A 26,627-nucleotide genomic window follows, 5' to 3' on the forward strand; every position below is an offset into this window, starting at 1 on the left:
TGTGCACAGCACGCTTTACTATTTTTGGTTTAAAGCAGTAAAACGATTAAAGGTTGAATATGAACGATCGCCAAATAGATCAAGTTTTGGTGGAGCGCGCACAGAAAGGTGACCATAAGGCATTCGAGATGCTGATGTCCAAGTATCAGCGTCGGCTAAACAGACTGATTTCCCGTTTTATTCAGGACGAGCACGAAGTACACGATGTAACCCAAGAGGCAATGATTAGGGCTTATCGTGCATTGGCAAATTTTCGTGGAGAAAGTGCATTTTATACATGGCTGTACCGTATCGGTATCAATACGGCAAAGAATTTCCTGACCACTTCGGGTCGTCAGTTTTTTGTCAGCTCGGAAGCAGCCAATGAGGAGGGAGATGTTCTTGATTTAACCGATCAGATTGCGGATTACCATACGCCGGAAGCTGAAATGATGAATCGGGAAATCTTGCAGACCGTCGAAGCAAGCATTGCGCAACTGCCAGACGATATGCGTCAAGCCATTACGCTTAGGGAAATGGATGGCTTGTCTTACGAAGAAATAGCTCGGGTAGTGGATTGTCCGATAGGTACTGTACGTTCGCGTATTTTCAGAGCGCGTGAACTGATTGCAAAAGATTTGCGGCCGCTGTTGGATACTTCTGAAGATCAAAGGTGGTAATAAAAATGAACGACAAAACAAATAAAGCATTGGAGTATGTGTCTGCATTGATGGACGGTGAAGCATTGACTGATGAGATGCTGGATGCCGTATTGGCAGACGAGGAAGCTATGCGCGCTTGGCATGAGTACCACATTATCGGCGACTGTATCCGTCAGGGTGCGGCGGCGAGTATTGCCGGTGAAACCATGCAAAGCAAAGCATTTACAGTGCCTCAAGCCGAAGCTGAAGGCAAACAGGAAAAATATGCTCAGCGTGAAGCGGCTAATAGCGGCTTCTTCAAATTCTTTGCGGCCGCTGCCAGCGTGTGTGCGATTGCTGTTGCAGTATGGCAATTTACACCGCAAACTTCTCGTGACGCTATGCCTGTTGCAGAGAAGTCTAATATTCAGCCTGCCCAAAATATTATTCCGGTAAGCGGTACGCCTAGTGATAAAGCAGCTTCAGAGCCTGGCGAGACTGTTGTGCCGAATGCGGCAAAAGACGGTAAAATTGAAAACCGTCCGACTGTCCGTACCGAGCAAAAAAATGAGCAGCAGACTGTTGTGCAGTAAAAAATGAAATCATGCAAAACCCTTGCTTCATTGCAAGGGTTTTTTATTTCCGAAGTAAAACCATCAGGCCGTCTGAAAGCATAGCTTCAATGAAGTCAAAACAGTTATAATGCGCTCCATGAAACTGATTACCTCTGCTCAAAACGAACAGCTCAAACATTTATTCCGTCTGCTGACGCAGGCCAAAGCAAGGCGTGAAAGCGGTGAAACCGTATTGGAAGGCGTACATTTGCTGCAAACTTATTTGCAAAGCGGCGGTACGCCCAAACAGGTTTATCTGCCTGAAAAGAAACAGCAACATCCTGAAATTCAAGAAATTACAGCGCAGTTGGACGAGGGATCAATTACTTGGGTCGGTAACGAAGCGCTGTCTAAAATCACCAGTTTGACCGATGCCGATGATGTGATGACTTGGATTGATATTCCGCAGCAGGCAGGCTTGCCTTCAGACGGCGATTGCGTGGTATTGGAGCGGGTACAAGACCCAGGCAATGCAGGCACGATTTTACGCAGCGCGGCGGCGGCAGGAGTCAAGCAAATTGTGTGCAGCAATGATTCCGTGGATATCTGGTCGCCCAAAGTGTTGCGAGCGGGGATGGGTGCGCATTTTCTGCTGTCTATTTTCAGCCGAGTGGAATTATCCGCTTGGATGGAAACGTATCAGCATCAAATTTGGGCAACTGCCTTAGGGGAGCGCAATATCGGTTTGTATGAAATGGACCTCAGTCAACCTTGTGCTTGGGTGTTTGGCAACGAGGGCAGCGGCGTGAGCGAAACGGTAAAAGAGAAGGCCGATGCCTGTGTCAAAATCCTCATGTTGGGGCAAACCGAATCCTTGAATGTCGCGATGGCGGCGACGGTTTGTCTGTTTGAACAAATGCGGCAGCGTATCCATGCCCAGGCCGTCTAAAAACAATAATACGATTTTATTTTAAGGAACAAAAATGCAAATACTGACTTTTGATGAAGCGGCACGCAGCCGCTTAATGGAATTGCTGGATGCCAAATCCGAAGCCCACAACACCATGCGTTGTGATGAAGTGCAGGGTTTCATGATGGCTTTATTGAGCGGTCCGGACGCTTTGAATCCGACCAACTGGCTGCCTGAGATTTTGGGTGAAGAATCTTTGTTTGATGCCAAAGAGCGCACTGAAATCGAGCGTTTGGTCATGGCAATGGCCGCCGATATGCGCATGAAGCTCAACGAAAAAATTCTGCCTGATTTGTGGTTTTATGAAGATGAAGCCGGCAATCCGGATTTCTACACTTGGTGTAACGCCTATCTTTACGCACTGGATATTGTGCCTACCGATTGGTTTGAAGCAGTCGATCAGGAAGAGTTTGAAGATTTGTTCTATCCGATTATGGCTTTGGGTGGCATCTATGACGATGAGGAAAACGGCGAAGTTATCTTGCATCTGAATGAAAAAGAGCTGACTCAGCTGGAGTCTGATTTGCCGCATGTCTTGCTGGATATTTACTGGTACTGGCAGGCCATCATCAATAAGCCGCAAACCGTTCGCCGCGAAGGCGAAAAAGTGGGGCGCAACGATCCTTGCCCATGTGGCAGCGGTAAAAAGTACAAAGCCTGCTGCGGCAAATAAACAGCGAAATAAAAAGGCCGTCTGAATGCTTGAAATTCAGACGGCCTTTAATGTTTTTTATTTAGAAGAATGAGGCTAACCAAACAAACAGGATGGTCAGCGCAATGGTCAATGCGCAGCCGATTTTGGCCACAGTACCGATGATGAAGCCGATAAACGTACCGATACCGACTTTGCCTGCCTGCCATGTATCTTTGCGTGCGATAAATTCGCCGATGGCCGCGCCGGTCAACGGGCCGAGCAACAAGCCGGGAATGGAGAAGAATGCACCGACGATACCGCCGATAAACGCACCCCAAACCGCGGTTTTACTTGCGCCGGTATATTTTGCACCCAACGCACCCGCCACATAGTCCATCGCAGTACCGAATACGGCAACGATGGCCAAAAATGTCAGCGTACCCGAGCCAAACACTTGATAATCGCCGGCATAACCCAACAGCCATGCGCCACCAAACATCAAACCCAATCCGGGCAAGGCAGGGTAAATCGTTCCCAAAATACCGACGACAATGGCGATCAAACCGAGGATAATCAGAATGGTGGTCATGGTTTTCCTTTTGATAGAGGGGTGGATAACGGCGCTATTATGAGGGCGTTTTGCCGGATTGCGATAAAGGTTTATGCAAGAAAATGAAAATATGCCTAAATATTCAGACGGCCTTTCAGTCAATAGCTACCGAAAGGCCGTCTGAACGTTTAAACGCGTTTACATACCGCAGGTTTTAGGTTTGTTTGCCAGAATATTGATGACTTTGCGTTCGGCTTTTTGCGGTTCGATTTTGATTTCGCTTTCGTCTTCTTCGCTGCCGTCGGAGAAACGTTCCGGCATTTTTTCACTATCAAACGCCAAGTCGCCGCCGTGTTTCAGGCTCTGACCACGTTCCAAGCCGACAAAGTCGAAGAGTTCGGTATCGGCCAAATGTGATGGAACGACGTTTTGTAGCGCGGAGAACATAGACTCGATACGGCCGGGAAAGCGTTTGTCCCAATCGCGCAACATATCGCCGATGACTTGGCGTTGCAGGTTGGGCTGAGAGCCGCAGAGGTTGCATGGGATAATCGGGAATTGCTTCAGCTCGGCGTATTTGATCAAGTCCTTCTCTTTGACATACGCCAGAGGACGGATGACGATGTGTTCGCCGTTGTCGCTTACCAGTTTGGGCGGCATGGCTTTGAGTTTGCCACCGTAAAACATATTCAGGAACATGGTGGCAAGGATGTCGTCGCGGTGGTGTCCCAAGGCGATTTTGGTGCAGCTCAATTCTTTTGCGGTGCGGTAGAGAATGCCGCGGCGCAGGCGGCTGCACAGCGAACAAGTCGTTTTGCCTTCGTCCAATACGCGTTTAACGGTGGAATAAGTGTCTTCTTCAACGATTTTGTAGGGGACGCCGATGCTTTCGAGATAGGTCGGCAATACTTCTTCGGGGAAGCCCGGCTGTTTTTGGTCGAGATTGACGGCGACCAGTTCAAAATCAATCGGCGCGCTGGCTTGAAGCTGGCGCAGAATGTCTAAAAGGGCGTAGCTGTCTTTGCCGCCAGAGAGGCAGACCATGATTTTGTCGCCGGGCTCGATCATGTTGAAATCGTTAATGGCATCGCCGACGGCGTGGCGCAGGCGTTTGCTGAGTTTGTTGTTTTCTAATTCTTGCTTGGTTTTTTTGGACATGGCTGTTTGTGCTTTGAAATAATAGAAAAATTTAAGGGCGGTATTGTACCGCAAAAGAATAAAGGCCGTCTGAAAAACTGCGCTTGCTTGATTGAAGCGGTGTTTTCAGACGGCCTGATATTTGCGCTTTATTTGATTTGAAGGGCGGTAATTTTGATTTCAACCTTCCAATCGGGCGAGGCCAGTTTCGCCTCCACGCAGGCGCGGGCCGGAGCGCGTTCAGGGGCTGTCCATGCGTCCCAGGCTTCGTTCATGGCGGCGTAGTCGTTCATATCGGGCAGATAGATGGTGGCCTCCAAAATATGGGCTTTGTCGGATTGGCATTGGGCGAGCCATGAATCGATTTGCGCCAAAACGTTTTCAGTTTGCGCTTTGGCATCGGCTTCAGGATTTTCGGGAACCATGCCGGAGAGGAAAACCAAGCCGTTGGCTACGACGGCTTCCGAATAGCGTTTGCTTGCACCAAGATAACGGATGTCCATGTTGTCTCCTGATTTCAAAAAGAAGGTATGGTAACATTGCGACTGTTTACGTTCCACATTTAAGAGGGGCCGTCTGAAAAGGATGGCGGAAAACAACCCATGAGTAAAACAGAATATCCGGTTACGCAGGCTGTACGCTTTTTACGCAGTAAGAAAATCGATTTTGTCCCTTATGTTTACGCGTATGAAGAACACGGCGGTACGGCGCGTTTTGCCGAATGTACGGGAAAGCTCGAGCATCAAGTCATCAAAACAATCATCTTACAGGATGAACATAAAAAAGGCTTGGTTGTTTTAATGCACGGCGACAAGCATATTTCTACCCGCAATTTGGCGCGAGAACTGGGCTTGAAACACATCGAGCCGGCAACGGCGGATCAGGCGGCGAAATGGACAGGATATTTGGTCGGCGGTACGTCGCCGTTCGGTATGAAAACCGCGTTGCCGGTTTATGTGGAAGAAAGCATTTGGGCTTTGGACGAGATTTTTATCAATGGTGGCAAACGAGGGTTTATCGTAGGCATGAAGCCTGAAAACCTGCGGACGCTCAACCCGCAAGATGTTCATGTTGCAGTGGACGCGTAAAGGAGGGGAATACAGATGGAACAAGTGAATTTATACGAAATCTTGGGTGTGTCTCAGGATGCTGATATCAACGTTATCCGCGAGGCTTACGGCAGATTGGTTGCCAATCCGGATATTCAGAAAGATGCGGAGCGTTTCAAAGCCATCGGACAGGCGTTTGAAGTATTGTCTCATCCGGAAAAACGTCTGGCTTATGATGCGGCTATGCAGTACGAGCGTCAGGAAGTCAAGGACAACAGCTTCAATGATACGGCGGCCAATCATACGGCAAACTATAATACAGAGAACAATAATACGGAGGCCAATATGGTCAATACGTCCAACTCTGAAGTGAAAAACTATGTTTTTATCGCTTATGTTGCATATGCTGTGGGCTTGTTGATTTTGTTTACCCCCGTTGTTGGTGTGATTATGGCATATGTCAAACGCGATGAGGCACAAGGCAGCATTTACGCCAGCCATATTGATTGGCTGATTAAGACATTTTGGGTGTCTTTGGTGGGTATGCTTTTCGGGATGTTAACCATACTGATCTTAATCGGTTGGCTGATTTTGGTGGCGACCGGTATTTGGCTCATTTATCGCGTAGTTGTCGGACTGATTAAACTGAATGACGATAAGCCTGTTTCCAATCAAGGATGGTTTTAAAGCATGGCATATTTATTGGCAAGTATCGTTTGCAGCGTGTTGGTTTCCGTATTGCTGAAAGTGGCGCGCAAGCAAAAAATCAATATTGAGCAGGCGGTGGCGGTGAACTATATCGTTGCCGTTACTTTGACCATGCTGGTGTTAAAGCCCGATTTGAGTAATCCGCAGGTATTTTTACCGACTTGGTGGCTCTTTGCGGCTTTGGGTATCTTGTTGCCAAGCGTGTTTGTCATTATGGGCAAATCCGTCGATGCGGCAGGTATCGTCAAATCGGATGCGGCACAGCGCTTATCGCTGTTTTTGCCCATTATCGCTTCATTCACGCTTTTTCATGAACAACTGACCGAAGGCCGTCTGATTGGTTTGGTATTGGCATTTACAGCATTGTTTTTCTTGCTTTGGAAAAACGATGGCGGTAAGAAATCCGGCGGTTTCGGCACGCAAGTGATGCTGCTTTTGGGCGTTTGGTGTGGCTACGGCATCATTGATATTCTGTTCAAACAAGTGGCGAAAAGCGGTACCGCGTTTGCCGGTAATTTGCTGGTAGCATTTTGTTTGGCCGGTATCTTGATGTTTGGCTACCTGTTTGCCAAAGGAAGCAAATGGACCAAAGAGGGTATAGTGGGTGGTATGATTTTGGGTTGCCTGAATTTTTTGAATATTGTTACCTACATCTCGGCACACCAAATCATGAAGGATAATCCGACCTTGGTGTTTGCCGGTATGAACATCGGCGTAATTGTTTTGGGTACGCTGATTGGTGCGGCAATGTTTAAAGAAAAAATCAGCAGCATTAATGCAGCCGGTATCAGTATTGCTATTTGCTCGATAGCCTGTCTGTTTTATTGGCCGCAAATTCGAAGCTTGGTAGGTTAAAAATACTTATGCCGTCTGAAAAATTTCAGACGGCCTTATTTTTATTATAAAATAGCCATTCATGCGCCGATTTGGCCGTATGGGAATTATTTTGCGCTTACGGGCGTTTCTATGTTAAACAATAAGTTGAACTCACACAATAATATCGATAGTTACATCATGAAACATATTAAAAAACACATTCAATGCGCCGTTCTCGGCATGCTGGTATTGTCCGGTTGCCAATCGTATCAGGAAGATCAAAGCCGCCGCAGTAAAATGGCACAATTTGCGCTTAACCATCCCGTGGCCGCCCAAGTCATCGGTATGGAGGATGAAGGCTTAATCAATATGACCAGTAATGCCACGCGCTTTGCCGAGCGTACAGGTTTGGATGACAAAGCAAACGGCGACAGCAGGGGAACACAGGTCAATGCCGTACGCCAAGCATTATGGCAGGCGGCAATTGCTTCTAAATTCGACAGCATTATTGCCGAAAAAGCAGGTAATGCGCGCCTGACGGATATGGAGTTGCGTGAAGGTAAAGACGACTACTTCAGCCGTTACCTTGCCGACCAGGCAGTCGATCAACGTAACAACCGTATCGGCCGCAGTATCGGCAGTGCCAAGCCCGACAGCGATATGAAGACGCTGGCGGCAAGCATTTTGTTCTACTACAACAAAGTAGGATTATGGACGGCTTCCGAAGTGAACAACCGTTGGCGCATCAAACAGGAAAAACTTTCAGACGGCCAATATGCCGAGGCATTGAAAAATATCGCCAAATTGGATCAAAACGGTATGACCGAGCAGGAACGTAATAGTTATAAAACCGGTACGCTCAGCGAAATCAAACGTTCGGTCAAAGCCATACGTCAAGTCGAAGACTGATTTTAAGACTTCATTATTGAAAGGCAATTGTTATGAATTTCCCTCCGCGTTATGTCTCAAACACCCGTATGCGCCGTATGCGTAAAGACGATTTTTCACGCCGTCTGATGCGCGAGCATACTTTGACGGCAGATGATTTAATCTATCCGGTTTTTGTATTGGAAGGTCAGAACCAGAAAGAGGCAGTGCCGTCTATGCCCGGCGTCAAACGCCAAAGTTTGGATAAATTGTTGTTTACCGCTGAAGAAGCACTGAATCTCGGTATTCCTATGCTGGCTTTGTTTCCCGTGGTAACGCAAAACAAAACCGAATTTGCGGAGGAGGCTTATAACCCGGAAGGCTTGGTACCGACAGTAGTGCGAACCCTGCGCGAGAAATTCCCAGAGCTGGGGATTATGACCGACGTTGCCTTGGACCCTTATACCATTCACGGCCAAGACGGTTTAACCGATGAAAATGGCTATGTCCTCAACGATGAAACCATTGAAGTTTTGGTAAAACAGGCTTTGTGTCATGCTGATGCAGGTGCACAAGTCATTGCCCCATCTGACATGATGGACGGACGTATCCTTGCCATCCGCGAAGCCTTAGAAGATGCCGGACATATCCATACACGTATCATGGCGTATTCGGCAAAATATGCTTCAGCGTTCTATGGCCCGTTCCGCGATGCCGTCGGCAGTTCCGGTAATTTGGGTAAGGCAGACAAGAAAACCTACCAAATGGATCCTGCAAACACTAACGAAGCCTTGCACGAAGTAGCATTGGATATTCAAGAGGGTGCAGACATGGTAATGGTAAAACCGGGTCTGCCGTATCTGGATGTCGTCCGCCGAGTTAAAGACGAGTTCGGCGTACCGACTTATGTTTACCAAGTTTCCGGCGAATATGCCATGCTTCAGGCTGCCATTCAAAACGGTTGGCTGGATGGCGAAAAAACCATTTTGGAAAGCCTGTTGGCATTCAAACGCGCCGGAGCCGATGGCATTTTGACTTACTATGCGATTGAAGCGGCAAAATTGTTGAAGAAGTAAAATAAAGAAATAAATTAAAAAGCGGCAAACAGTGTTTATCCTGTTTAGCCGCTTTTTTGTATTGCTTAAAATTAGCTCAATGGGAGCCGCTACTAAGGTTTATTTTTTTAAAATCTAAAAAATCGTGTATAGTCATTTTGATCAAATAAAGGCCGTCTGAAAAATCAGGGAACTGTTTTTCAGACGGCCTTGTATAATTTAAACCTTAGTGGTGGCTGCAACCGCCGTGGGTTTCACTGTGAATTCCAACGTTGTTTGCGACTAGAATATGCAAAATCTTATACTTCTAATAACGTTATTTGCGACTGAAAACAAAAATTTTGCATTAAGATTTGAAAATAATATTGTTATTTGAGACTAAATTATAAGAAAGCTAATTGAGTTTGGGTTATTGATAAAGGGCATTAACTCAATAAGATTGTCTTCCTTTTAATCCTTTTTCTACTACACATATAAAACTATGCCAATCCGTAAAATTCCTAAAAACTATCGAAATATTACAGGTATCGCTCCATATAACAAAGCTATAGGCATTGCAGCTTATGAGTCATCTTTGGAGCGTGATTTTTTAACTCTGCTGGAATTTGATTCTAATGTGCAGCATTTCGAAGTACAGCCTATCACGATTGAGTGGTTTGACCCAGCAGGAAAGAAGCATATCTATACCCCTGATGTTTTGGTTCATTATCAAAATGATGTAATTATTTACGAAGTAAAATATCGTAGCGATTTACGTAAAAACTGGTGTGAACTCAAACCTAAATTTCAGGCTGCCTTACATTTTTGCAAATTACACGGTTGGCATTTTAAACTGATTACAGAGTTAGAGATTCATACTGATTATTTATGCAATGTACGCTTTTTATTGCCATATCAACAAAATGGCTTATCTGGCGAATACAGCGAAGCATATATGACTTTATTGGATGAATCGTTACGCGAATTGAAAAAATCCACACCTAAACAGCTTATTCAACAGACTTTTCAGGATGAATACAATCAAGCAAAATTATTGCCTGTATTGTGGTACTTAATTGCAGAACGAAAAATTGGCGCAGATTTAAATCAACCACTCACTATGCAATCCGCTATATGGTTTAAAAAATGAAAGCAACTTTAAATGTGAATGTCGGTGCAATGGTTTTGTTTCAAAACAAAATCTGTGTAATTACAGCAGTCCTGGATTTAGAAACATATCAGTTACGCGATAGTGTAACCGGTGCAGATTACCAAGCAAAATTAGCGGATCTATCAACAGTCCAGAGTGCTGAATTAACCCACTTAGATAGTATTCCTGAGCAAAAATGGCAATTAGCTCAACAACATTTCGATGTAATTGAGCCACTTATCCGAAATCCAAAACGTAGTAAATCTGATGTTCAAGCGAGAGCTGCCGAATGCGGTGTACATATCAGTACGGTTTATCGCTGGTTAAAAAGTTATAAGGAAAGCGGCGTTCTGACTGCTTTAACACGTAAGCAGCGTAGTGATAGTGGTAAAACACAGCTTTCTGATGATGTAGAACAGCTTATCAGGCAAGTATTGGAAGTGGATTATTTAAGCACACAACGTAAATCAATACAGAAAATCATTAGAGAAATTACACGGCGTTGCCATAAACAAAATTTACCAGCTCCTCATGCTAATACCATTCGTTCTCGAATCAAAAATATTGCGCCTCAAATTAAAATTGCTAAACGGCTAAGCCATAAAGCAGCAGAAATGAAATTTTCTCCTTTACAAGGTAGCTTTCCAAATGCCGATTATCCGCTTTCAGTGGTACAAATAGATCATACAAAGTTAGACATTATTTTAGTTGACGATATATATCGTAAGCCTATTGGTAGGCCGTGGATTACGCTGGCGATTGATGTGTTCAGTCGAATAGTTACGGGATTTTATGTGTCATTCGATCCACCAAGTGCATTATCTACAGGTTTGTGTTTAGCACATAGTATTTTGTCTAAGGAAAGCTGGTTGGCAAAACATGGAGTGAAAGGGCGGTGGCCTGTGTGGGGTTTGCCACGCAAAATTCATTTGGATAATGCAAAAGAATTCCGTGGCAAAGTGCTGGAAAAGGCGTGTAAACAATACGGTATTGAAATTGAGTGGAGGCCTGTGGCACGTCCTCATTTCGGAGGACACATTGAGCGTTTACTGGGTACGATTTTGGATGAAGTCCACGGTTTAACTGGTACTACTTTTGCAAATACACAACAAAGAAAAGATTATGCTTCCGAAAGTAAGGCGGCATTAACGCTAACTGAATTTGAAACGTGGTTAACACTATTTATTTGTGATGTTTATCATCAGCGTACTCATTCTGGATTGGGAATCTCACCGTTAGCCAAATGGAAATCAGGTGTATTAGGAGATGATGTTTCTTTAGGAACAGGATTACCTGATAAAGTGGTTGATGAGACACTATTGCGCTTGACCTTTATGCCGTTTGAAATGCGAACGGTGCAGCAATATGGGGTAGTTATCCATAAAATCACTTATTGGCATGACGTTTTACGACCGTGGATTGCAGCAACTAATCCAACTAATCCTAGACAGGCTCGCCAGTTCATTTTTCGCATAGATCCACGTGATTTAAGCGTGATTTGGTTTTATGACCCAGATTTATTGATGTATTTTCCAATACCTTATCGGAACAGTTCGAATCCGGTTATCAGCATTTGGGAGCTACGAGAGATTCAGAGACAATTAAAAAATGAGCAGAAACAGAATATTGATGAGAACATGATTTTCGCAGCATACGGACGAATGCGAGAATTGGAAAAGCAAGCTCAAGGTAAGACTAAAGCTATCCGTCGCGCTCAACAACGTCGCCAATTAGATCAACGTACTCGAGCATCTTTACCTATGCCTCAAATTGATTCGAGGAATATTATATTGTCTGAAAATGAGGAAAATATGTTTGATGATATTCAACCTTTTGATGATTTGGACGATTTATCATGAACTATCCTCACCTTTCTCCCAAAGCAGAAGAACAACTAAAGTATAGTGATATTGAGCGCATCGAATACATACGTTCCCCGCGTTGGATAGGTTATCCGCAGGCTCAACAGGTTTTGGTAAAACTGGAAGATTTGCTAAGTTTCCCGAAACAAAACCGTATGCCTAATATGTTGTTGGTTGGTGATACTAATAACGGTAAAACCATGTTGATTAAACATTTTTTGCGGCAACATCCAGCCCATGATAATCCACATGGAAATGGTATTATCGCACCAGTAGTGATTATTCAAGCACCACCTATACCTGATGAAAGCCGTTTTTACAATGCTATTTTAGATTTACTGTTTGCCCCCTATAAAACTCATGACAGGACAGATAAAAAACTTGCCCAAGTGCTTCATTTGCTCAAATACGTTAATACTAAAATGTTGATTATTGATGAAATCCACCATATCCTTTCCGGTAGTTTGAATAAGCAGAAAACGTTTTTAAATGTAATTAAATACTTAGGAAATGAATTACAAATTCCGATTGTAGGTGTAGGTATTAAAGACGCATATCGAGCCATTCAAACTGATGCACAGTTGGCCAACCGTTTTGAACCTGCGGTGCTTCCTCGTTGGGAATTAAATAAGGATTTTATGCGTTTATTGATGAGCTTTGAACGGATGCTGCCGCTTAGTCAGCCGTCGGATTTACATAAAATTTCGTTGGCTACAAAGTTATATGGCATGAGTGAAGGATATATTGGAGAGCTTTCTCGTTTGCTGACACAAGCTGCTGTAGCCGCCATTCAACAACAAACTGAATGTATTAACGAAACAATCTTAAATTCAATCAACTGGATTAGTCCAAGCCAACGTAAACGTCAATTGGATAAACTCAGATGATTTTACCCGCTCATCCGAAACCTTATCCTGATGAATTGTTTACATCATGGTTGGTTCGCTTAGCACATGCAAACGGGTTGAAAGTACAAACCTTCTGTCATTTGCTATTTCCTAATTATGAGATATGGAATAGGGATATAGATCGCCATACTCCTGACTGGTTGGTCAATACATTGGCTGAAAAAACAGGCTGTTCAACCATTCGAATCAAAACAACCACATTAGATAGCCTACAAGGTCGATTATTTGACAAAAACAATTTTTCAGGACAATTGACGTGGATAAACAGCCTTAAAGCCAATCACCGTAAACGCGATAATAATGCTATTGTTTATTGCCCGCTATGTCTAGCTACTGACCATGAAACATATTTCCGAAAATCATGGCGCATAGCCCTATATACATTTTGTCCAATACATCAAATCATGATGCATGATTGCTGTCCTAAATGTGGCATATATATTGCTTTTCACCGACAAGATTTAGGTAAACCTAATTTGCAGCGCTTTACAGAGTTGAAATATTGTTGGAATTGTCAATATGACTTGAGCAACAGTCCTAGTGAGAATGTTATTTTCTTTAATGATGAAATCAGGCTGCAATGGCAAAATTGGTTAAACCAAATTGCTAATCTTGATTATCTTTTTAACCAATCTGAAAAAGAACAACTAAAAATTCTGCATCACTTTTTGGCGATTACTACATCAAAGAAGCTTGCACCGGATTTGTACTCTTATTTGTGCAAGCAAATACATCAGATTCCAGTTCAATTAGAACGTTCTCGTCGACTGAGTTGGGAAAGTCGCAGTTTGGCGGAACGACACAGTACTATTCATGCTTGTTTGTGGTTAATACAAAATTATCCAAAAAATCTATTTAAAGCATGGCAAGATAAAGCCGTCCGTTATAACCATTTATTGAAGGATTTTAATGATTGCCCCCAAAGTTTTCAGGAAATAATTTTAAAAATGAATAGAAACGTTCATAAGGAACTGTACTATTCAGAGCTTATATACTATTAAAAGCTCGACTCCAATCAAAGTTAAGGATATAATCCTTATATCAAAAATACGAGTTGAAAAATGAAAATTGAAGCAGTAGATTTATTTTGTGGAGCAGGTGGGTTGACAGCAGGTTTACTTCGAGCAGGAATTAAAGTGAAAGCTGGATATGATATTGATGCAGCTTGTGCATATGCGTACGAGTATAACAATAAAGGTGCAAAATTTATATTACAAGATGTGGAAACAGTTACTGGAGATCAGATTCAGGCGCACTATTCAAAAGATGCAGTTAGATTATTAGCTGGTTGTGCTCCTTGTCAGCCATTTTCTACTTACAATCAAGGTCGTGATGTTCGTAATGACAAAAAATGGCCATTACTATACGCTTTTTCTCGCTTGATTCATGAAGTGCAACCAGAGCTTGTGACTATGGAGAATGTGCCAGATGTTGTAAAACATGAGGTATACCAAGATTTTGTAAATAATTTAAAACAACAGGGATACCAAGTTTGGGCTGAAAAAGTATTATGTGCAGATTATGGAGTCCCTCAATCACGACGTAGACACGTATTACTTGCATCACGTATCGGTAATATTCAGATGGTTCCTCCAACGCATTCAAATTGCCATGTAACAGTTCGTCAGGCTATTGGACACTTGCCGCCACTGGCAGCAGGCAAACAAGATACTATAGATGTATTACATCGGTGTTCATCAATGTCAGCTCGTAATCTAGAACGGATTCGTGCTTCTCGTCCAGGAGGAACATGGATGGATTGGCCAGAAGATTTACGAGCCGCATGTCATCGCAAAAAAAAAGGACAGTCTTATAAACGAATTTATGGTCGTATGGAATGGGACAAGCCCGCCCCAACAATGACAACTTTATGTATTGGCTTCGGCAATGGACGCTTTGGGCATCCGGAACAAGACCGTGCAATTTCTTTAAGGGAGGCAGCCTTATTCCAAAGTTTTCCTCTAGATTACCAGTTCACTCAAGAAACTGATACTCCAATTCGCCAAATTAGTCGAATGATTGGTAATGCTGTTCCTGTATTGCTAGGTGAGGCAATCGGAAATAGTTTTAAACTGTTGGTTTGAGATATTTCTTCTGCATTAGATATTCAGTAAATGCATCAGTAAATAAATGCATATAGCGGAAAGTAGTGGCTTTTATTGCCATTAAATCAGATATTGTTCGGTTTCTACCACATTCTTGAAAGGTGATTTCTCCATGAGCAAGTTTATTTCGTTCACGGGTTATTTCTTTCATACAAGTATCTTGAAATTTGCGCGTACTTTCATAGGTAATATTTCCTGCTTGCCGTAATTGGCGGTGAGTTTCGTCATCGATACACATATTAACTTGAAGTTTCTTTGCAAGCTTAAATATTTCGTCATCATTAAAATTTCCCCCTCCTCCTTTAGAAATTTTAATATCTATTTTTTGTGTATCACCGAAATGTTTAAGCATTTTGAGTCCATTACCTAATCGTGTTTCTACACTAGCTTTTGCATCATTAAGGTTTAACCCTCCTATTAGCCATTCTTTTTGGATGGGTTCTGAAAATTGGGTAATAGGCATCCTTTCATTTTGAATATAGCAAATTAAAGTATTTAGGCTTTGGGTAACAACAGCCTCAATGTAGTTATATAGTAACATATAGATACTAGCGGTAAGGATATGGAGATGAGTATTTTCCAATTGATATTCAACACCATTTCTATTTTGTAAAGCTGGTAAACCATGTTGAGTACTATCATGGATATACTTTAGCAGATCCATATATAGGTTTATTTCCTCTTCACGACTTTCCATCATAGATTTTACTGAGTTCATGGATGATTCCGTTTAAAGGCATTTTTAGCAAAAAATAATCTAGCATGTAGCTTTTTAGTGGCATTTGCACCATCACTACCAGTTACTTCAATGAATTCTTTACTGTCAAAAATATCAACGCACTCCTTTGGGGTAACTTGAGCTAAAATGCCTGGATTTTCCTTTTCAGCGAGATAAGCTGAAACAGCCATGCCTTCGAAACGAGTACGAGAAGACTGACCCTTTCCATCTCTTTTAAAACCAATTGGATATTTTTCTTTGAAAAAAGCCATAATTTCATGGAATTTTTGTTCGTAAGTCGCACGCATGTTTGGATTTTTAGCAAATTCTTCATTCATGATTTCTGTATAATCAAAGATAAATTTACGAACATTAGCAGAATAATGGTCTAAATACTCACCATAGGCAAAAAAGCGAGTAATGAATTCTTCTCGCTCCCCCATATCCTGCATATTCTTGCTAATTTTTGCTAATTCATTAAATGTTTTATCTTCAGATAAAGTCTCAACCATATCGTAAAATGCTCCTTGAAGCAGACCTCGACGAATTTCTGCAGGTGTAGCATTTTTGCTACCTGTATTAAGACGTTCAAATAAGTCAAGTCGAGCTTCTTTGTCTGTTTTATTACTAAGTACTACGCCTCGGATAGGTTTATTTTTGAAAATCTTTTGACGACTTTCTAGGAGTTGGTGATAAGTTTGGCCGTTAAGATAAATAAGCTTTTCCAAATCGGATAATTTTAAATTACCATGAATAAATTCAGACAATGCTGTTAGTCGTTGTGCACCATCTACCACTTCCATATTTCCAGTTGAAGGATCCTGCCAAAAAAATAAAAATGGGATGGGTAGGCCAATTAAAACAGACTCAATGAACCTACTTTTACGATGTTTTTCCCAAATGTTTTTTCTCTGGTAGCCTGGAATAAACAATTCTTGCCGATCTAATTTGGCAACTAGTGTTTCTATTGGGTAATCAGTTACATAGTAATCAATTTCTTTTTCATGTTCTTTTATCTGATTTTCAATCATTAATTCAAAATCATGTTGTTCTTCTTCTGCAAATAGACTATATCCTGTAGGGTTAATAAATTTTTTATGCGGAGTATCTCGATTTTTCATTTTGAATACCTAAAAATAGAAATTGTTAATATTATGTCTTAGATTAAAAACCATAACCTTGAAATATCAAAAGAACCCTTTTCTTTTGTGTCTTTAGAATTTACTTAACATTTATGTTAGCAGATGGTAATGCAGATGGTAATAATTACCCCTATATAGTAGTTACGATACCCTCAGCCTTATCAATAAGAGAGTTGGTAATTTATAAATTACTGACTAATTTATTTTAAAATAAAATTTAATATTTTTTTGTGTATTTTTTGAGCGTAGTTTTTGATATCTTTATGTGTATGCTTTAGAGTATTAATTTGTAAACTGGAGTTTTTTGGAACTTTATCCCAAATTCCTCGCTGTTTTGCTAAGACATATAATAATTGAGTCAGATACTTTGTCTCGTCAATTGCCTGAAAATAAATAATCGCCGTAACAAAATGTTCACTTTTTCGAGCTTGAATTTCAATCAACCAAAATGTTTTATCTTTGTACTCAATTTTTCCTAATAATACCTTACGCCTTGTTTTGGTTTTGGAAACAAGATACGACCATTGGGCTTTATGGGCTGAGTCAGTTAATGGAACAAACTCACAAGCTGGAGAGCTAGACATGTAGATAGTTGCCTTAATATCTGAATATTCTTCATTCAAATGTTCGATAGCCCGTACGGAATTATCAAAAGTCGCAGCTAAGGCAGCCCTATTTTGTTTTTCAGATTGGGTATTAAAAGTGCTAATGGACGCAGGTGCAATTGTAGTTTGGCTCCATGTACCTAAATCCACTCCTAAGCTAGTTACATTAATTTTTTCATTTATGGCAAGTTTCTGTGCTTTGTATTCATTAAAGGGCTTTTTGGGTTTTTCAATCTTTTTACCGATTAAATCTGAAAAGCAATTTATGTTTAAGTTAAATTGTAATGTTGATACGCAATTGACTGATTCATATTGATTTTGAATAATAGAATTTCCCTTGAGACTGGGAGTTCGCCCCTCTCTTCGATACTCTTTCTTTTTATCATCAGGTATATCTGTTTTTTTATCTCCCTTTCGATTGTCATTACTCCTATCAACAGAAATATCGGGAAAAGGAGCCGAACAAGAACAAATCTCCGTAACTAAGAATCTATCAACAATTTTAATACCGCGAACCATTAAATTGGTTGGATTAATAAATGGGAAATTGGTAGATAATAATGTAGTTGGTTGTTCGTTAACTCCTATTTTTATTAGGGAGTTTTTAATCTGAAAGAATCCAGACAATGCAATATCTGAAGTCAATATTCTTGCTAAAATAAAGGCCTCTTGATCTGTATATTGTTGTGGTAATTTAATGACTACCTTATCTGTTTCATTATCTATCGCATATGAAATTTTTGTAATTTCTTCTGGATTAGAAAATGTTAAATGAGCTAGTCTAGTTGAACAGGCATAATAAAAACGGATAATTTCTATTACTGGAATAATTATTCCATATTTGTAATTCTCATTTTGAATTTTGAAGCAAGAAAAAGGTACTTTTGCATCTGTTGCAAAATTTTTCTGCAACAATAGTTTGCACTCTTGTTCTCTTCTGCTTGAATCTAAATATTTTATTTTGTAATTGCTATTAATTATTTCTACTGTATTTGCATTTATTTCAATATTTTTAAGAGTGGCTATATCTGTAACTGCATTATTGTTTTGAAGTTTTCCTTTTATCCAAAGAGATCCCACTCTTAAAATAGGAAGCAAGCCTATATTAACAGGAATCTTTTTCAATTGATTATATTCTGGAATTTCTCTACCAGAGCTATCAAATCTAGCAAAGTTATATACAGAATTATCGTGAAAGTTAACTGGGCGTAAATAGACTTCAATAAACAGGTTATTGTTATTTTTCAATTGGGAAAAAATCTTCCCTAACCCATCAATTCGCCACAATTTATTATCATGTGGGAATTCGGCAATTTCAATAACTGGTTGTTGATCCATATTTGCCCAGTCGAACTTAGCGTTATAAAGTCGCAAATAGCGTAGTTCAGTCTCAAATAGCGTCAGAATTCACATTCACGTAAAGCTTCGGCTGCTTGCTCGTCTGCGTGGTAGCTGGAGCGAACCATTGCGCCGATGGCGGCATTGGTAAAGCCCAATTCGTATGCTTCTTTTTCAAAAACTTTGAATTGGTCGGGCGTTACATAGCGCAAGACTGGCAAGTGGCCGTCTGAAGGTTGCAGATATTGGCCGATGGTAATCATCTCGATATTGTTGGCACGCATATCGCGCATGATTTCGCGCACGTCCTCGTCTGTTTCGCCCAAGCCGACCATGATGCCGGATTTGGTCGGGATATGTGGCATCATTTCTTTGTAGCGGCGCAGAAGCTCGAGGGAGTGTTGGTAGTTGGCACCCGGACGGGCTTTTTTATACAGGCTTGGATGGGTTTCCAAGTTGTGGTTCATCACGTCGGGCGGTGTTTCTGCCAAGATTTCCAATGCGATGTCCAGACGGCCGCGGAAATCGGGAACAAGGATTTCGATTTTGGTATTCGGGCTGGTTTCGCGGATGGCTTTGATGCAGTCGGCGAAGTGTTGGGCGCCGCCATCACGCAGGTCGTCACGGTCGACGGAAGTGATTACGACATAGCGCAGGTTCATGGACTTGACGGATTCGGCCAAGTGTTTAGGCTCATCAGGATCCAACATATTGGGGCGGCCATGACCAACGTCGCAGAACGGGCAGCGGCGGGTACAAATATCGCCCATGATCATGAATGTGGCCGTACCCTTGGTAAAGCATTCGCTGATATTTGGACAAGATGCTTCTTCGCACACGGTATGCATTTTTTGTTCACGAAGAATATTTTTGATTTCAAAGAATTTCTTGCCCGGTAATTTGGCGCGGATCCATTCGGGCTTTTTCAATTTTTGTTCCAATGGAACAACTTTAATCGGAATACGTGCAGTTTTGTCTGCGCCTTTCAGTTTGATGCCGCGTTTGGGGTCGTGTTTTACTTCTTCACTCATGGTGATGTGTTCTTTCTGTCGTTATGAAGGCCGTCTGAAAAGCTGATTGCGGCCTTTATGGCCTAAGGGTTTGTTGATTCAGAGGGGCAGTTAAAAGATGGCGTTTGGGTCGAATATTTCAGACGGCCTTATGCCAGCTCTTTTTGTAAATGCTTGGTCAGTTTGTCTGAAACTTCTGCCAAACTGGGTGCCGGAGAAACATAGTCGGCAATTTGGGTCATTTCCATCCCGGCATAACCGCAGGGGTTGATGTGGGTAAACGGGCTTAAATCCATGTTCACGTTAAGCGCCAAGCCGTGGTAAACGGAGCCGTCTTTAATACGCAGGCCTAGGGAAGCGATTTTACGCTCGCCGACGTAAACGCCAGGACGTTTTGGGTCGGCGGCTGCTTCGATGCCGTATTCTGCCAAGGTGGCGATGATGCTGTTTTCAAGTGCGGAAACGATATGGCGGACGCTGGTTTTACGGCGTTTGAAATTGATCATCGTATAGACGACCAATTGACCGGGACCGTGGTAGGTAATTTGACCGCCTCTGTCAATTTGGACAACGGGTATATCGTCGCGAATGAGGAGGTGTTCGGGCTTACCGGCCAAGCCTTGGGTGAATACGGGCGGATGTTCGACCACCCATAATTCGTCTTCGGTGTTTTCGTCACGCGAGGCATTAAATGCCTTCATGGCTTCGAAAGTCGGCAGGTAATCGACCAAGCCTTTGTGCACGATTTTCATTACAGCACCACTTTTACCAATTCGTGTGAAGTCAGGTCGCGGTAGATATTGTCGAGCTGCTCTTGATTGTCGACATTTACTTTGACGGTTGCGCCGGTATAGTTGCCTTTGCTGCTTGGGCGCGTAGTAATGTGGTGCGGCTCGGTATCGGGAGCGTGTTTGCGCACGGTTTCCAAGATGGCGGATTCAAATTCCGGATGAACCACGCCCATGACTTTTACAGGAAAGGTGCAAGGGAATTCAATTAATGATTTTTTTTCGGTTGAGTCTGTCATGGTTTACTACCTTGTTTGGTTAGCCAGGGCCGTCTGAAAAGTTTTCAGACGGCCCGAAATCCGATATATTTTATCGTAAACGTCCATATCGGGCTATTAAAAATGATGTTTTCGAAAATAGGTGCGGATAAGCTGTTTTCAAGTCTTGAAATGGAGCGCTTCAGCCCAATTTTGAGCTACATTCTGATTTAACAATGATTGAGATTATTAACTATGCCGACAAAAGACAAATATTTCGAGGAATACAGTGCGCTGGCTACCTTGCCTTTACGCGATGTCGTGGTGTATCCGCATATGGTATTGCCGCTGTTCGTCGGTCGTCCTAAATCGATTGCGGCCCTTGAGGCGGCAATGGCCAATGATGATCCGGTTTTCCTGTTGGCCCAGCTTGACCCTAATACAGAAGACCCTAAAGCTGAAGACTTGCACCAGACCGGTACGGTTGCCCAAGTTTTGCAGGTTTTGAAGCTGCCTGACGGTACCGTTAAAGTATTGGTAGAAGGTATCCGTCGTGCGCGCGCGTTGACGGTTGATGAAACAGGCGGATTGTTTTTGTCTCATGTTGAGGCGATTGATGAGAATAGCGACAAGGACAATCCTGAAATTGAGGCCTTGCGCCGTACTCTGCTGACTCAATTTGAGCAATATGCGAAGTTGAACAAAAAAATCCCTGCCGAAGTCATCAGCACCATCAGCAGTATCGATGACAACAGCCGTCTTGCCGATACTATTGCCGCGCATTTGCAGCTGAAATTGGAGCAGCGTCAATATGTACTGGAGACTGCCGGCATTGTTGACCGTTTGGAATTTCTACTGGCGCAGTTGGAAGCCGAACTCGACATCATGCAGGTTGAGAAACGCATCCGTGGCCGCGTGAAACGTCAAATGGAAAAATCCCAACGCGAGTATTACTTGAATGAGCAAGTAAAAGCGATTCAGAAAGAATTGGGCGAAGAAGACGAGCGCGACGAGCTGGATGCGCTGGAAAACAAAATCAAAGAAGCAGGCATGAGCAAAGAGGCTGAAGAAAAATGTCTGTCTGAATTGAAAAAACTGAAAATGATGCCGCCGATGTCTGCGGAATCTACTGTCGTGCGCAACTATATCGATACTTTGCTTGAGTTGCCGTGGAAGAAAAAATCCCGTGTCAGCAAAGATATTGCCAAAGCTGATTTAATTTTGAATGCCGACCACTATGGTTTGGAAAAAGTCAAAGAGCGCATTTTGGAATATTTGGCCGTTCAAAAACGTATGGACAAGCTCAAAGGCCCGATTTTGTGTCTGGTTGGTCCTCCGGGGGTGGGTAAAACTTCCTTGGGTGAATCGATTGCCAAAGCCACAGGCCGTCAATATGTGCGTATGGCCTTGGGCGGCGTGCGTGATGAAAGCGAAATCCGCGGCCACCGCCGTACCTATATCGGCTCTATGCCGGGCAAAATCCTGCAAAACATGGCGAAAGCGGGTGTGAAAAACCCATTGTTCCTACTGGATGAAATCGACAAGATGGGCAGCGATTTCCGCGGTGATCCGGCCAGTGCATTGCTTGAGGTGCTTGATCCTGAGCAAAACAACAAGTTTGCCGACCACTATGCCGAAGTCGATTATGATTTGAGCGATGTGATGTTTATTGCCACTTCAAACAGCTTGAATATCCCGACTCCGCTGCTTGACCGTATGGAAATCATCCGTCTGTCCGGTTATACGGAAGACGAAAAAATCAATATCGCCATGCAATACCTTGTGCCGAAACAAATGAAGCGCAATGGTGTGAAAGAGGGCGAGTTGGTGGTTGATGAAAGTGCGGTGCGCGATATTATCCGTTACTACACCCGCGAGGCCGGTGTTCGCTCGTTGGATCGTGAAATTGCCAAAATTTGCCGCAAAGTGGTCATGCAGGTTACCTTGAGTGAGGACAAGAAAAAAGCGTCCAAATCCAAAACAGTAAGCAAGGCTAAACCTAAAGCGATTAAAGTTACTGAAAAAAATCTGCATGACTATCTGGGCGTGCGCCGTTTCGACTATGGTGTGGCCGAAAGCGAGAACCGCATCGGTCAGGTAACCGGTCTGGCTTGGACCGAAGTCGGTGGCGAGTTGTTGACTGTTGAGGCAGTAGCTTTGCCGGGCAAAGGTACGATTCAATGTACCGGCCAACTGGGCGATGTCATGAAAGAATCGGTATCGGCTGCATGGTCGGTTGTCCGTTCTCGTGCTGAATCAGTGGGTCTGGCTCCTGATTTTTATGAGAAGAAAGACATTCACGTCCATGTGCCTGAAGGGGCGACGCCAAAAGATGGTCCGAGCGCAGGTATCGCCATGACTTTGGCGATGGTTTCTGCCTTCACCAAAATTCCAGTGCGTGCTGATGTAGCTATGACCGGCGAAATCACTTTGCGTGGCGAAGTGTTGCCGATCGGAGGTTTGAAAGAAAAACTGCTGGCTGCTTTGCGCGGCGGTATCAAGCATGTATTGATTCCAAAAGACAACGTCAAAGATTTGGAAGAAATCCCTGAAAATGTCAAAACCGGTCTGACCATTCATCCGGTCAAATGGATTGATGAAGTGTTGGCTTTGGGCTTAGAAGCTCAGCCTGAGCAATGGGCGGCTGAATTGGCGGTTGACGAAACTCCGCAAACTTCTAAGACGAAGTCAAGAACAAAAGCAACCAAGCATTAAGTTGGCCGTCTGATGTTGCAAAAAATGTGGTTTTGCCCTGAATGCCCCAAAAATAGGGCAATTCCACATTTTTTACTTGACATGATAATTTCAGAATTGCTATAAAGTGCGTATGTGCTTTAAAAGTGCTTAAGACCCGAGTATTCGGGCATTTCATCATTTTTTACGATAGGAAGGGACTAATTGTGAATAAGTCTGAATTGATCGAAGCAATTGCTCAAGAAGCCGGCATTTCCAAATCTGCTGCGCAAAAAGCTTTGGATGCTACTACTAATGCCGTAACCAACGCGTTGAAAAACGGCGACACTGTTACTCTGGTCGGTTTCGGTACTTTCTACGTCGGCGAACGCGCCGAACGTCAAGGCCGCAACCCTAAAACTGGCGAGCCTTTGACTATTGCTGCTGCTAAAACTCCTAAATTCCGTGCCGGTAAAGCATTGAAAGACGCTCTGTAATTTAGAGTCTTTCCCTGAATGGGAATAAAAAACCGATTTGATTCGGTTTTTTATTTTGAAGGCCGTCTGAAACCTTTTAGACGGCCTTTAGTTTGTTGAGTGTATAAAAAGGCTGAAATCCTAATGATAAAAGGATTTCAGCTTTTTTAGTTTATCTTGTTACATTTGATTTTTACATTAATAAGATTTATCATTAGCAAAGAAAATAACAATACTTAAAACAAACCGCACTTATTGAAAGAAGGGGCAAATAGCCACTCATAACCAACCTTTTAAATGTGCCACACATTCGTCATTCTTCTCACGTTTTTTTAATAATCTACTTTTAAAACAAATGAAAAGAGAGGCTTATGTCTACCATTCCTTTGTCGCGCCTTAAAAAAGGCGCAGTCGTACATATTGATTCCATTGCTCCCAACCCTGTTTTTGGTGATTTGGATACCTTGGTAACCCGTCGTCTTGCGGATTTGGGTTTTTCCAGCGGAATGCCGTTGCAAGTGATTGCCGTGGGCGGTTTTGGAAGAGGACCGTTTGCAGTACGCTTGGGCAATCAATCCCAATTTTCCCTGCGTTCGGAAGAGGCCGGGAAGATTATGTGTCGTATCGTTGAGGCCGTTTAAGGCCGTCTGAAAGAATAAGGAAAAATGATGGAACTAAGCTATTTTGCCTTGATTGGCGCGCCAAACTGCGGCAAAACCGTTTTGTTCAACGGTTTGACCGGCTCACATGCCAAGGTTGCCAATTATCCGGGCGTAACTGTCGATAAGCGCGAGGGCGCCTTCCTCGACGACGAGGCCGTCCGCATTATCGACCTGCCGGGCACATACAGCCTACGCACGACCAGCCCCGACGAAGCGGTGGCGAAAGATGTAATGGTAGGCAAGATGGGCATTCCGCCCGATGCCATTATTGCCGTTGCCGACGCGACCAACCTGCGTATGACCCTGCGCATGATTTTGGAACTGAAAACGCTGGGACTGCCTATGGTGGTGTCGCTGAATTTGAGCGACGTGGCCCGCAAAAGGGGCTTGAATATCGACGCGGCCAAACTGAGCGAGTTGTTGGATGCACCTGTTTTGGAAACAGTTGCAGTGAGCGCGTCGGGTGTACAGGCTGTACGCGAAGCCGTGGCGAAGCTGCCGCGCAAACGCTCTTTCCCCGCAAACCCCGCCTCTGCCGAACGCACGCTCGATGCGCTGGATAGCGACAAACTTTATCAAGAAGTCGAATCGATTTTGGCACAAGTGGTACGCACCCAGATGACGCTGCCCGCATGGCACAAAAAACTCGACGACATCGTGCTGCACCCCGTCTGGGGCATGATTATGCTGCTGGTGATCCTGTTTATGGTGTTCCAAGCGGTATACACTTGGGCGGCGCCGATTATGGACGCCATCGAAGGTGGCTTTACCGCGCTGGGCGAATGGATAGGCGCCAACATGGAGCCGGGCATCCTCAGCGACTTGCTCGTCAACGGCGTCATTGCCGGTTTGGGCAGCGTGTTGGTGTTCCTGCCGCAGATTACGATTTTGTTTGCCTTTATCCTGCTATTGGAAGATTCAGGCTATCTGCCGCGTGCAGCCTTCCTGCTGGATAACATCATGGCAAAAAGCGGTTTGTCCGGCCGTTCGTTTATTCCCCTTTTGTCCAGCTTTGCCTGTGCCGTTCCTGCCGTGATGTCGGCGCGTACCATTAACGACCCGCGCGAACGCCTTGTTACCATCGCGGTTGCGCCGTTGCTGACTTGTTCCGCACGTTTGCCGGTGTATGCGCTGATTATCGCCGCTGTTATTCCTGACCGTACAGTGGGTGGGATTTTCAACCTGCAAGGCCTGACATTGTTTATTCTTTATATCGTAGGCATTCTGTCGGCTGCATTGGCGGCGTATATCATGAAACGCTTGGCGCGGATGAAAGGCAATGTGCAACAATTCCCACTTTTGATGGAATTGCCGACTTTCCGTACGCCTAACTTCAAACACATCATGACCAGCTTGTGGGATAGGGTAAAAGCCTTCCTGAAACGCGCGGGTACCATTATTTTTGCATTGGCCGTGGTTCTGTGGGGCTTGGTAAGCTGGCCGCAACCGCCTGAAGGCGCAACCGGTGCCGCCATCGATTACAGCTTGGCAGGTACGCTTGGTCATGCTATTCAGCCGTTTTTTGCACCTTTAGGCTTTACTTGGGAAATGTGTATCGCCATGATTCCGGGTATTGCCGCGCGCGAAGTGGTCGTTGCCGCATTGGGTACCGTTTATGCCGTCAGCGCATCGTCTGAAGATGCCGTACAAAACGCACTGATTCCCATCATACACAACAACTGGGGCTTGCCGACCGCCTTTGCCTTCTTGGCTTGGTATGTGTATGCTCCGATGTGTGCCGCGACTTTGACCGTGATTAGACGCGAAACCAAATCCACGAAAAATATGCTTATGATTACAGGCTATTTGTTCCTGATGGCTTATTTTGCCGCATTCGTGGTTTACCAACTTTCTTCAAGGATACTATCGTCATGACTCAATATATTATCGTCGGCTTGATTATGCTCGCCTGCGTATTCTTCCTCTTGCGAAAATTCGTGTTCAAACCGAAAAAACGCGACTGCAGCAGCGGCTGCGGCAAATGTGGCGGTTGCGGTTAAATATTGATAACCAGAAAGAAGAAAGGTCGTCTGAAAAGAAGTTTCAGACGACCT

General features: G+C 43.6%; 28 protein-coding genes. 19 read left to right on the forward strand and 9 right to left on the reverse strand.

The annotated features are described in order from the left end of the window. The first annotated feature begins 59 nt into the window (after window positions 1-59). The 4 genes from rpoE to ACTHRE_RS01750 all read left to right on the forward strand — a co-directional run bounded on the left by rpoE (window position 60) and on the right by ACTHRE_RS01750 (window position 2,817). Window positions 60-659: an RNA polymerase sigma factor RpoE gene (rpoE, locus tag ACTHRE_RS01735; protein WP_036493687.1), complete on the forward strand. Its 600-nt coding sequence runs from the start codon at window positions 60-62 to the stop codon at window positions 657-659. 5 nt (window positions 660-664) lie between these two features. Further along, window positions 665-1,213, forward strand: a complete 549-nt coding sequence (locus ACTHRE_RS01740) for a sigma-E factor negative regulatory protein (protein ID WP_377072869.1) — start codon at window positions 665-667, stop codon at window positions 1,211-1,213. A 118-nt stretch (window positions 1,214-1,331) separates the two neighbouring features. Continuing rightward, the gene (locus tag ACTHRE_RS01745; RefSeq protein ID WP_377072867.1) at window positions 1,332-2,123 is read left to right on the forward strand and encodes a TrmH family RNA methyltransferase; all 792 of its coding nucleotides are present in this window, start codon (window positions 1,332-1,334) and stop codon (window positions 2,121-2,123) included. Between the two features lie 34 nt (window positions 2,124-2,157). Next, window positions 2,158-2,817: a YecA family protein gene (locus ACTHRE_RS01750; protein ID WP_049348483.1), complete on the forward strand. Its 660-nt coding sequence runs from the start codon at window positions 2,158-2,160 to the stop codon at window positions 2,815-2,817. 61 nt (window positions 2,818-2,878) lie between these two features. Here the strand turns inward: ACTHRE_RS01750 and ACTHRE_RS01755 are convergent, their stop codons facing one another. The 3 genes from ACTHRE_RS01755 to ACTHRE_RS01765 form a co-directional block, all read right to left on the reverse strand. Continuing rightward, window positions 2,879-3,367 (reverse strand): DUF456 domain-containing protein, encoded by a 489-nt coding sequence (locus tag ACTHRE_RS01755; RefSeq protein WP_036472395.1) that lies wholly within the window; start codon window positions 3,365-3,367, stop codon window positions 2,879-2,881. Window positions 3,368-3,526: 159 nt separating this feature from the next. Continuing rightward, window positions 3,527-4,486: a tRNA 2-thiocytidine(32) synthetase TtcA gene (ttcA, locus tag ACTHRE_RS01760; protein ID WP_377072864.1), complete on the reverse strand. Its 960-nt coding sequence runs from the start codon at window positions 4,484-4,486 to the stop codon at window positions 3,527-3,529. Between the two features lie 128 nt (window positions 4,487-4,614). Continuing rightward, window positions 4,615-4,968 carry a RidA family protein gene (locus ACTHRE_RS01765; RefSeq protein ID WP_003683286.1) on the reverse strand — a complete coding sequence of 118 codons (354 nt, stop codon included), beginning with the start codon at window positions 4,966-4,968 and terminating at the stop codon, window positions 4,615-4,617. A gap of 99 nt (window positions 4,969-5,067) precedes the next feature. On the opposite strand from ACTHRE_RS01765, the gene ACTHRE_RS01770 reads away from it, so the two are divergent. The 10 genes from ACTHRE_RS01770 to ACTHRE_RS01815 all read left to right on the forward strand — a co-directional run bounded on the left by ACTHRE_RS01770 (window position 5,068) and on the right by ACTHRE_RS01815 (window position 14,943). After that, window positions 5,068-5,553 (forward strand): aminoacyl-tRNA deacylase, encoded by a 486-nt coding sequence (locus ACTHRE_RS01770; RefSeq protein ID WP_377072862.1) that lies wholly within the window; start codon window positions 5,068-5,070, stop codon window positions 5,551-5,553. Between the two features lie 15 nt (window positions 5,554-5,568). Further along, the gene (locus ACTHRE_RS01775; RefSeq protein ID WP_440344761.1) at window positions 5,569-6,201 is read left to right on the forward strand and encodes a DnaJ domain-containing protein; all 633 of its coding nucleotides are present in this window, start codon (window positions 5,569-5,571) and stop codon (window positions 6,199-6,201) included. A gap of 3 nt (window positions 6,202-6,204) precedes the next feature. Beyond that, window positions 6,205-7,077: a DMT family transporter gene (locus ACTHRE_RS01780; RefSeq protein WP_314512908.1), complete on the forward strand. Its 873-nt coding sequence runs from the start codon at window positions 6,205-6,207 to the stop codon at window positions 7,075-7,077. Window positions 7,078-7,236: 159 nt separating this feature from the next. Beyond that, complete coding sequence (locus tag ACTHRE_RS01785) at window positions 7,237-7,947, forward strand: DUF6973 domain-containing protein (protein ID WP_070608363.1); 711 nt, start codon at window positions 7,237-7,239, stop codon at window positions 7,945-7,947. Between the two features lie 32 nt (window positions 7,948-7,979). Next, window positions 7,980-8,981: a porphobilinogen synthase gene (gene hemB, locus ACTHRE_RS01790; RefSeq protein WP_440344760.1), complete on the forward strand. Its 1,002-nt coding sequence runs from the start codon at window positions 7,980-7,982 to the stop codon at window positions 8,979-8,981. Between the two features lie 460 nt (window positions 8,982-9,441). Continuing rightward, window positions 9,442-10,089 (forward strand): heteromeric transposase endonuclease subunit TnsA, encoded by a 648-nt coding sequence (locus tag ACTHRE_RS01795; protein WP_070765480.1) that lies wholly within the window; start codon window positions 9,442-9,444, stop codon window positions 10,087-10,089. Further along, entirely contained in the window at window positions 10,086-11,948 is a 1,863-nt protein-coding gene (locus ACTHRE_RS01800) for a Mu transposase C-terminal domain-containing protein (protein WP_107857089.1), read from the forward strand. The genes ACTHRE_RS01795 and ACTHRE_RS01800 overlap by 4 nt, the downstream gene beginning before the upstream one ends. After that, window positions 11,945-12,838 (forward strand): TniB family NTP-binding protein, encoded by an 894-nt coding sequence (locus ACTHRE_RS01805; protein WP_440344759.1) that lies wholly within the window; start codon window positions 11,945-11,947, stop codon window positions 12,836-12,838. The genes ACTHRE_RS01800 and ACTHRE_RS01805 overlap by 4 nt, the downstream gene beginning before the upstream one ends. Then, window positions 12,835-13,860: a TniQ family protein gene (locus ACTHRE_RS01810; RefSeq protein WP_440344758.1), complete on the forward strand. Its 1,026-nt coding sequence runs from the start codon at window positions 12,835-12,837 to the stop codon at window positions 13,858-13,860. The genes ACTHRE_RS01805 and ACTHRE_RS01810 overlap by 4 nt, the downstream gene beginning before the upstream one ends. A 60-nt stretch (window positions 13,861-13,920) precedes the next feature. After that, a complete protein-coding gene (locus ACTHRE_RS01815) occupies window positions 13,921-14,943 on the forward strand; it encodes a DNA cytosine methyltransferase (RefSeq protein ID WP_012221661.1) in 1,023 nt (340 codons plus the stop codon). On the opposite strand, the gene ACTHRE_RS01820 is transcribed toward ACTHRE_RS01815, so the two are convergent. From ACTHRE_RS01820 to ACTHRE_RS01845, 6 genes are all read right to left on the reverse strand, one after another. Further along, the gene (locus tag ACTHRE_RS01820) at window positions 14,927-15,682 is read right to left on the reverse strand and encodes an MAE_28990/MAE_18760 family HEPN-like nuclease (protein WP_070765485.1); all 756 of its coding nucleotides are present in this window, start codon (window positions 15,680-15,682) and stop codon (window positions 14,927-14,929) included. The two genes, ACTHRE_RS01815 and ACTHRE_RS01820, sit on opposite strands and share 17 nt — an antisense overlap. After that, a complete protein-coding gene (locus tag ACTHRE_RS01825) occupies window positions 15,679-16,803 on the reverse strand; it encodes a GmrSD restriction endonuclease domain-containing protein (RefSeq protein WP_107857088.1) in 1,125 nt (374 codons plus the stop codon). Before ACTHRE_RS01825 ends, ACTHRE_RS01820 begins: the two co-directional genes overlap by 4 nt. A 221-nt stretch (window positions 16,804-17,024) precedes the next feature. Beyond that, a complete protein-coding gene (locus ACTHRE_RS01830) occupies window positions 17,025-18,767 on the reverse strand; it encodes a hypothetical protein (RefSeq protein WP_107857087.1) in 1,743 nt (580 codons plus the stop codon). Between the two features lie 62 nt (window positions 18,768-18,829). Continuing rightward, entirely contained in the window at window positions 18,830-19,798 is a 969-nt protein-coding gene (gene lipA, locus ACTHRE_RS01835; protein ID WP_440344757.1) for a lipoyl synthase, read from the reverse strand. A 128-nt stretch (window positions 19,799-19,926) separates the two neighbouring features. Continuing rightward, entirely contained in the window at window positions 19,927-20,529 is a 603-nt protein-coding gene (gene lipB / locus ACTHRE_RS01840) for a lipoyl(octanoyl) transferase LipB (protein ID WP_049352317.1), read from the reverse strand. After that, on the reverse strand, window positions 20,529-20,804 hold the full coding sequence (locus ACTHRE_RS01845) for an HP0495 family protein (protein WP_254323680.1): 276 nt from the start codon (window positions 20,802-20,804) through the stop codon (window positions 20,529-20,531). The genes lipB and ACTHRE_RS01845 overlap by 1 nt, the downstream gene beginning before the upstream one ends. A gap of 213 nt (window positions 20,805-21,017) precedes the next feature. On the opposite strand from ACTHRE_RS01845, the gene lon reads away from it, so the two are divergent. From lon to ACTHRE_RS01870, 5 genes are all read left to right on the forward strand, one after another. Continuing rightward, window positions 21,018-23,477 carry an endopeptidase La gene (gene lon, locus ACTHRE_RS01850; RefSeq protein WP_314765951.1) on the forward strand — a complete coding sequence of 820 codons (2,460 nt, stop codon included), beginning with the start codon at window positions 21,018-21,020 and terminating at the stop codon, window positions 23,475-23,477. A gap of 185 nt (window positions 23,478-23,662) precedes the next feature. Beyond that, window positions 23,663-23,932 carry an HU family DNA-binding protein gene (locus ACTHRE_RS01855; RefSeq protein ID WP_003683413.1) on the forward strand — a complete coding sequence of 90 codons (270 nt, stop codon included), beginning with the start codon at window positions 23,663-23,665 and terminating at the stop codon, window positions 23,930-23,932. A 350-nt stretch (window positions 23,933-24,282) separates the two neighbouring features. Next, complete coding sequence (locus tag ACTHRE_RS01860; protein WP_377072852.1) at window positions 24,283-24,552, forward strand: FeoA family protein; 270 nt, start codon at window positions 24,283-24,285, stop codon at window positions 24,550-24,552. Between the two features lie 27 nt (window positions 24,553-24,579). Next, the gene (gene feoB, locus ACTHRE_RS01865) at window positions 24,580-26,448 is read left to right on the forward strand and encodes a ferrous iron transporter B (protein ID WP_063069033.1); all 1,869 of its coding nucleotides are present in this window, start codon (window positions 24,580-24,582) and stop codon (window positions 26,446-26,448) included. Further along, on the forward strand, window positions 26,445-26,573 hold the full coding sequence (locus tag ACTHRE_RS01870; protein ID WP_003683546.1) for a FeoB-associated Cys-rich membrane protein: 129 nt from the start codon (window positions 26,445-26,447) through the stop codon (window positions 26,571-26,573). The genes feoB and ACTHRE_RS01870 overlap by 4 nt, the downstream gene beginning before the upstream one ends. Window positions 26,574-26,627 lie beyond the last annotated feature (54 nt).

This window comes from Neisseria sp. P0001.S007 (assembly GCF_051963655.1).
In the GTDB taxonomy this organism is placed as follows: Bacteria; Pseudomonadota; Gammaproteobacteria; order Burkholderiales; family Neisseriaceae; genus Neisseria; species Neisseria subflava_A.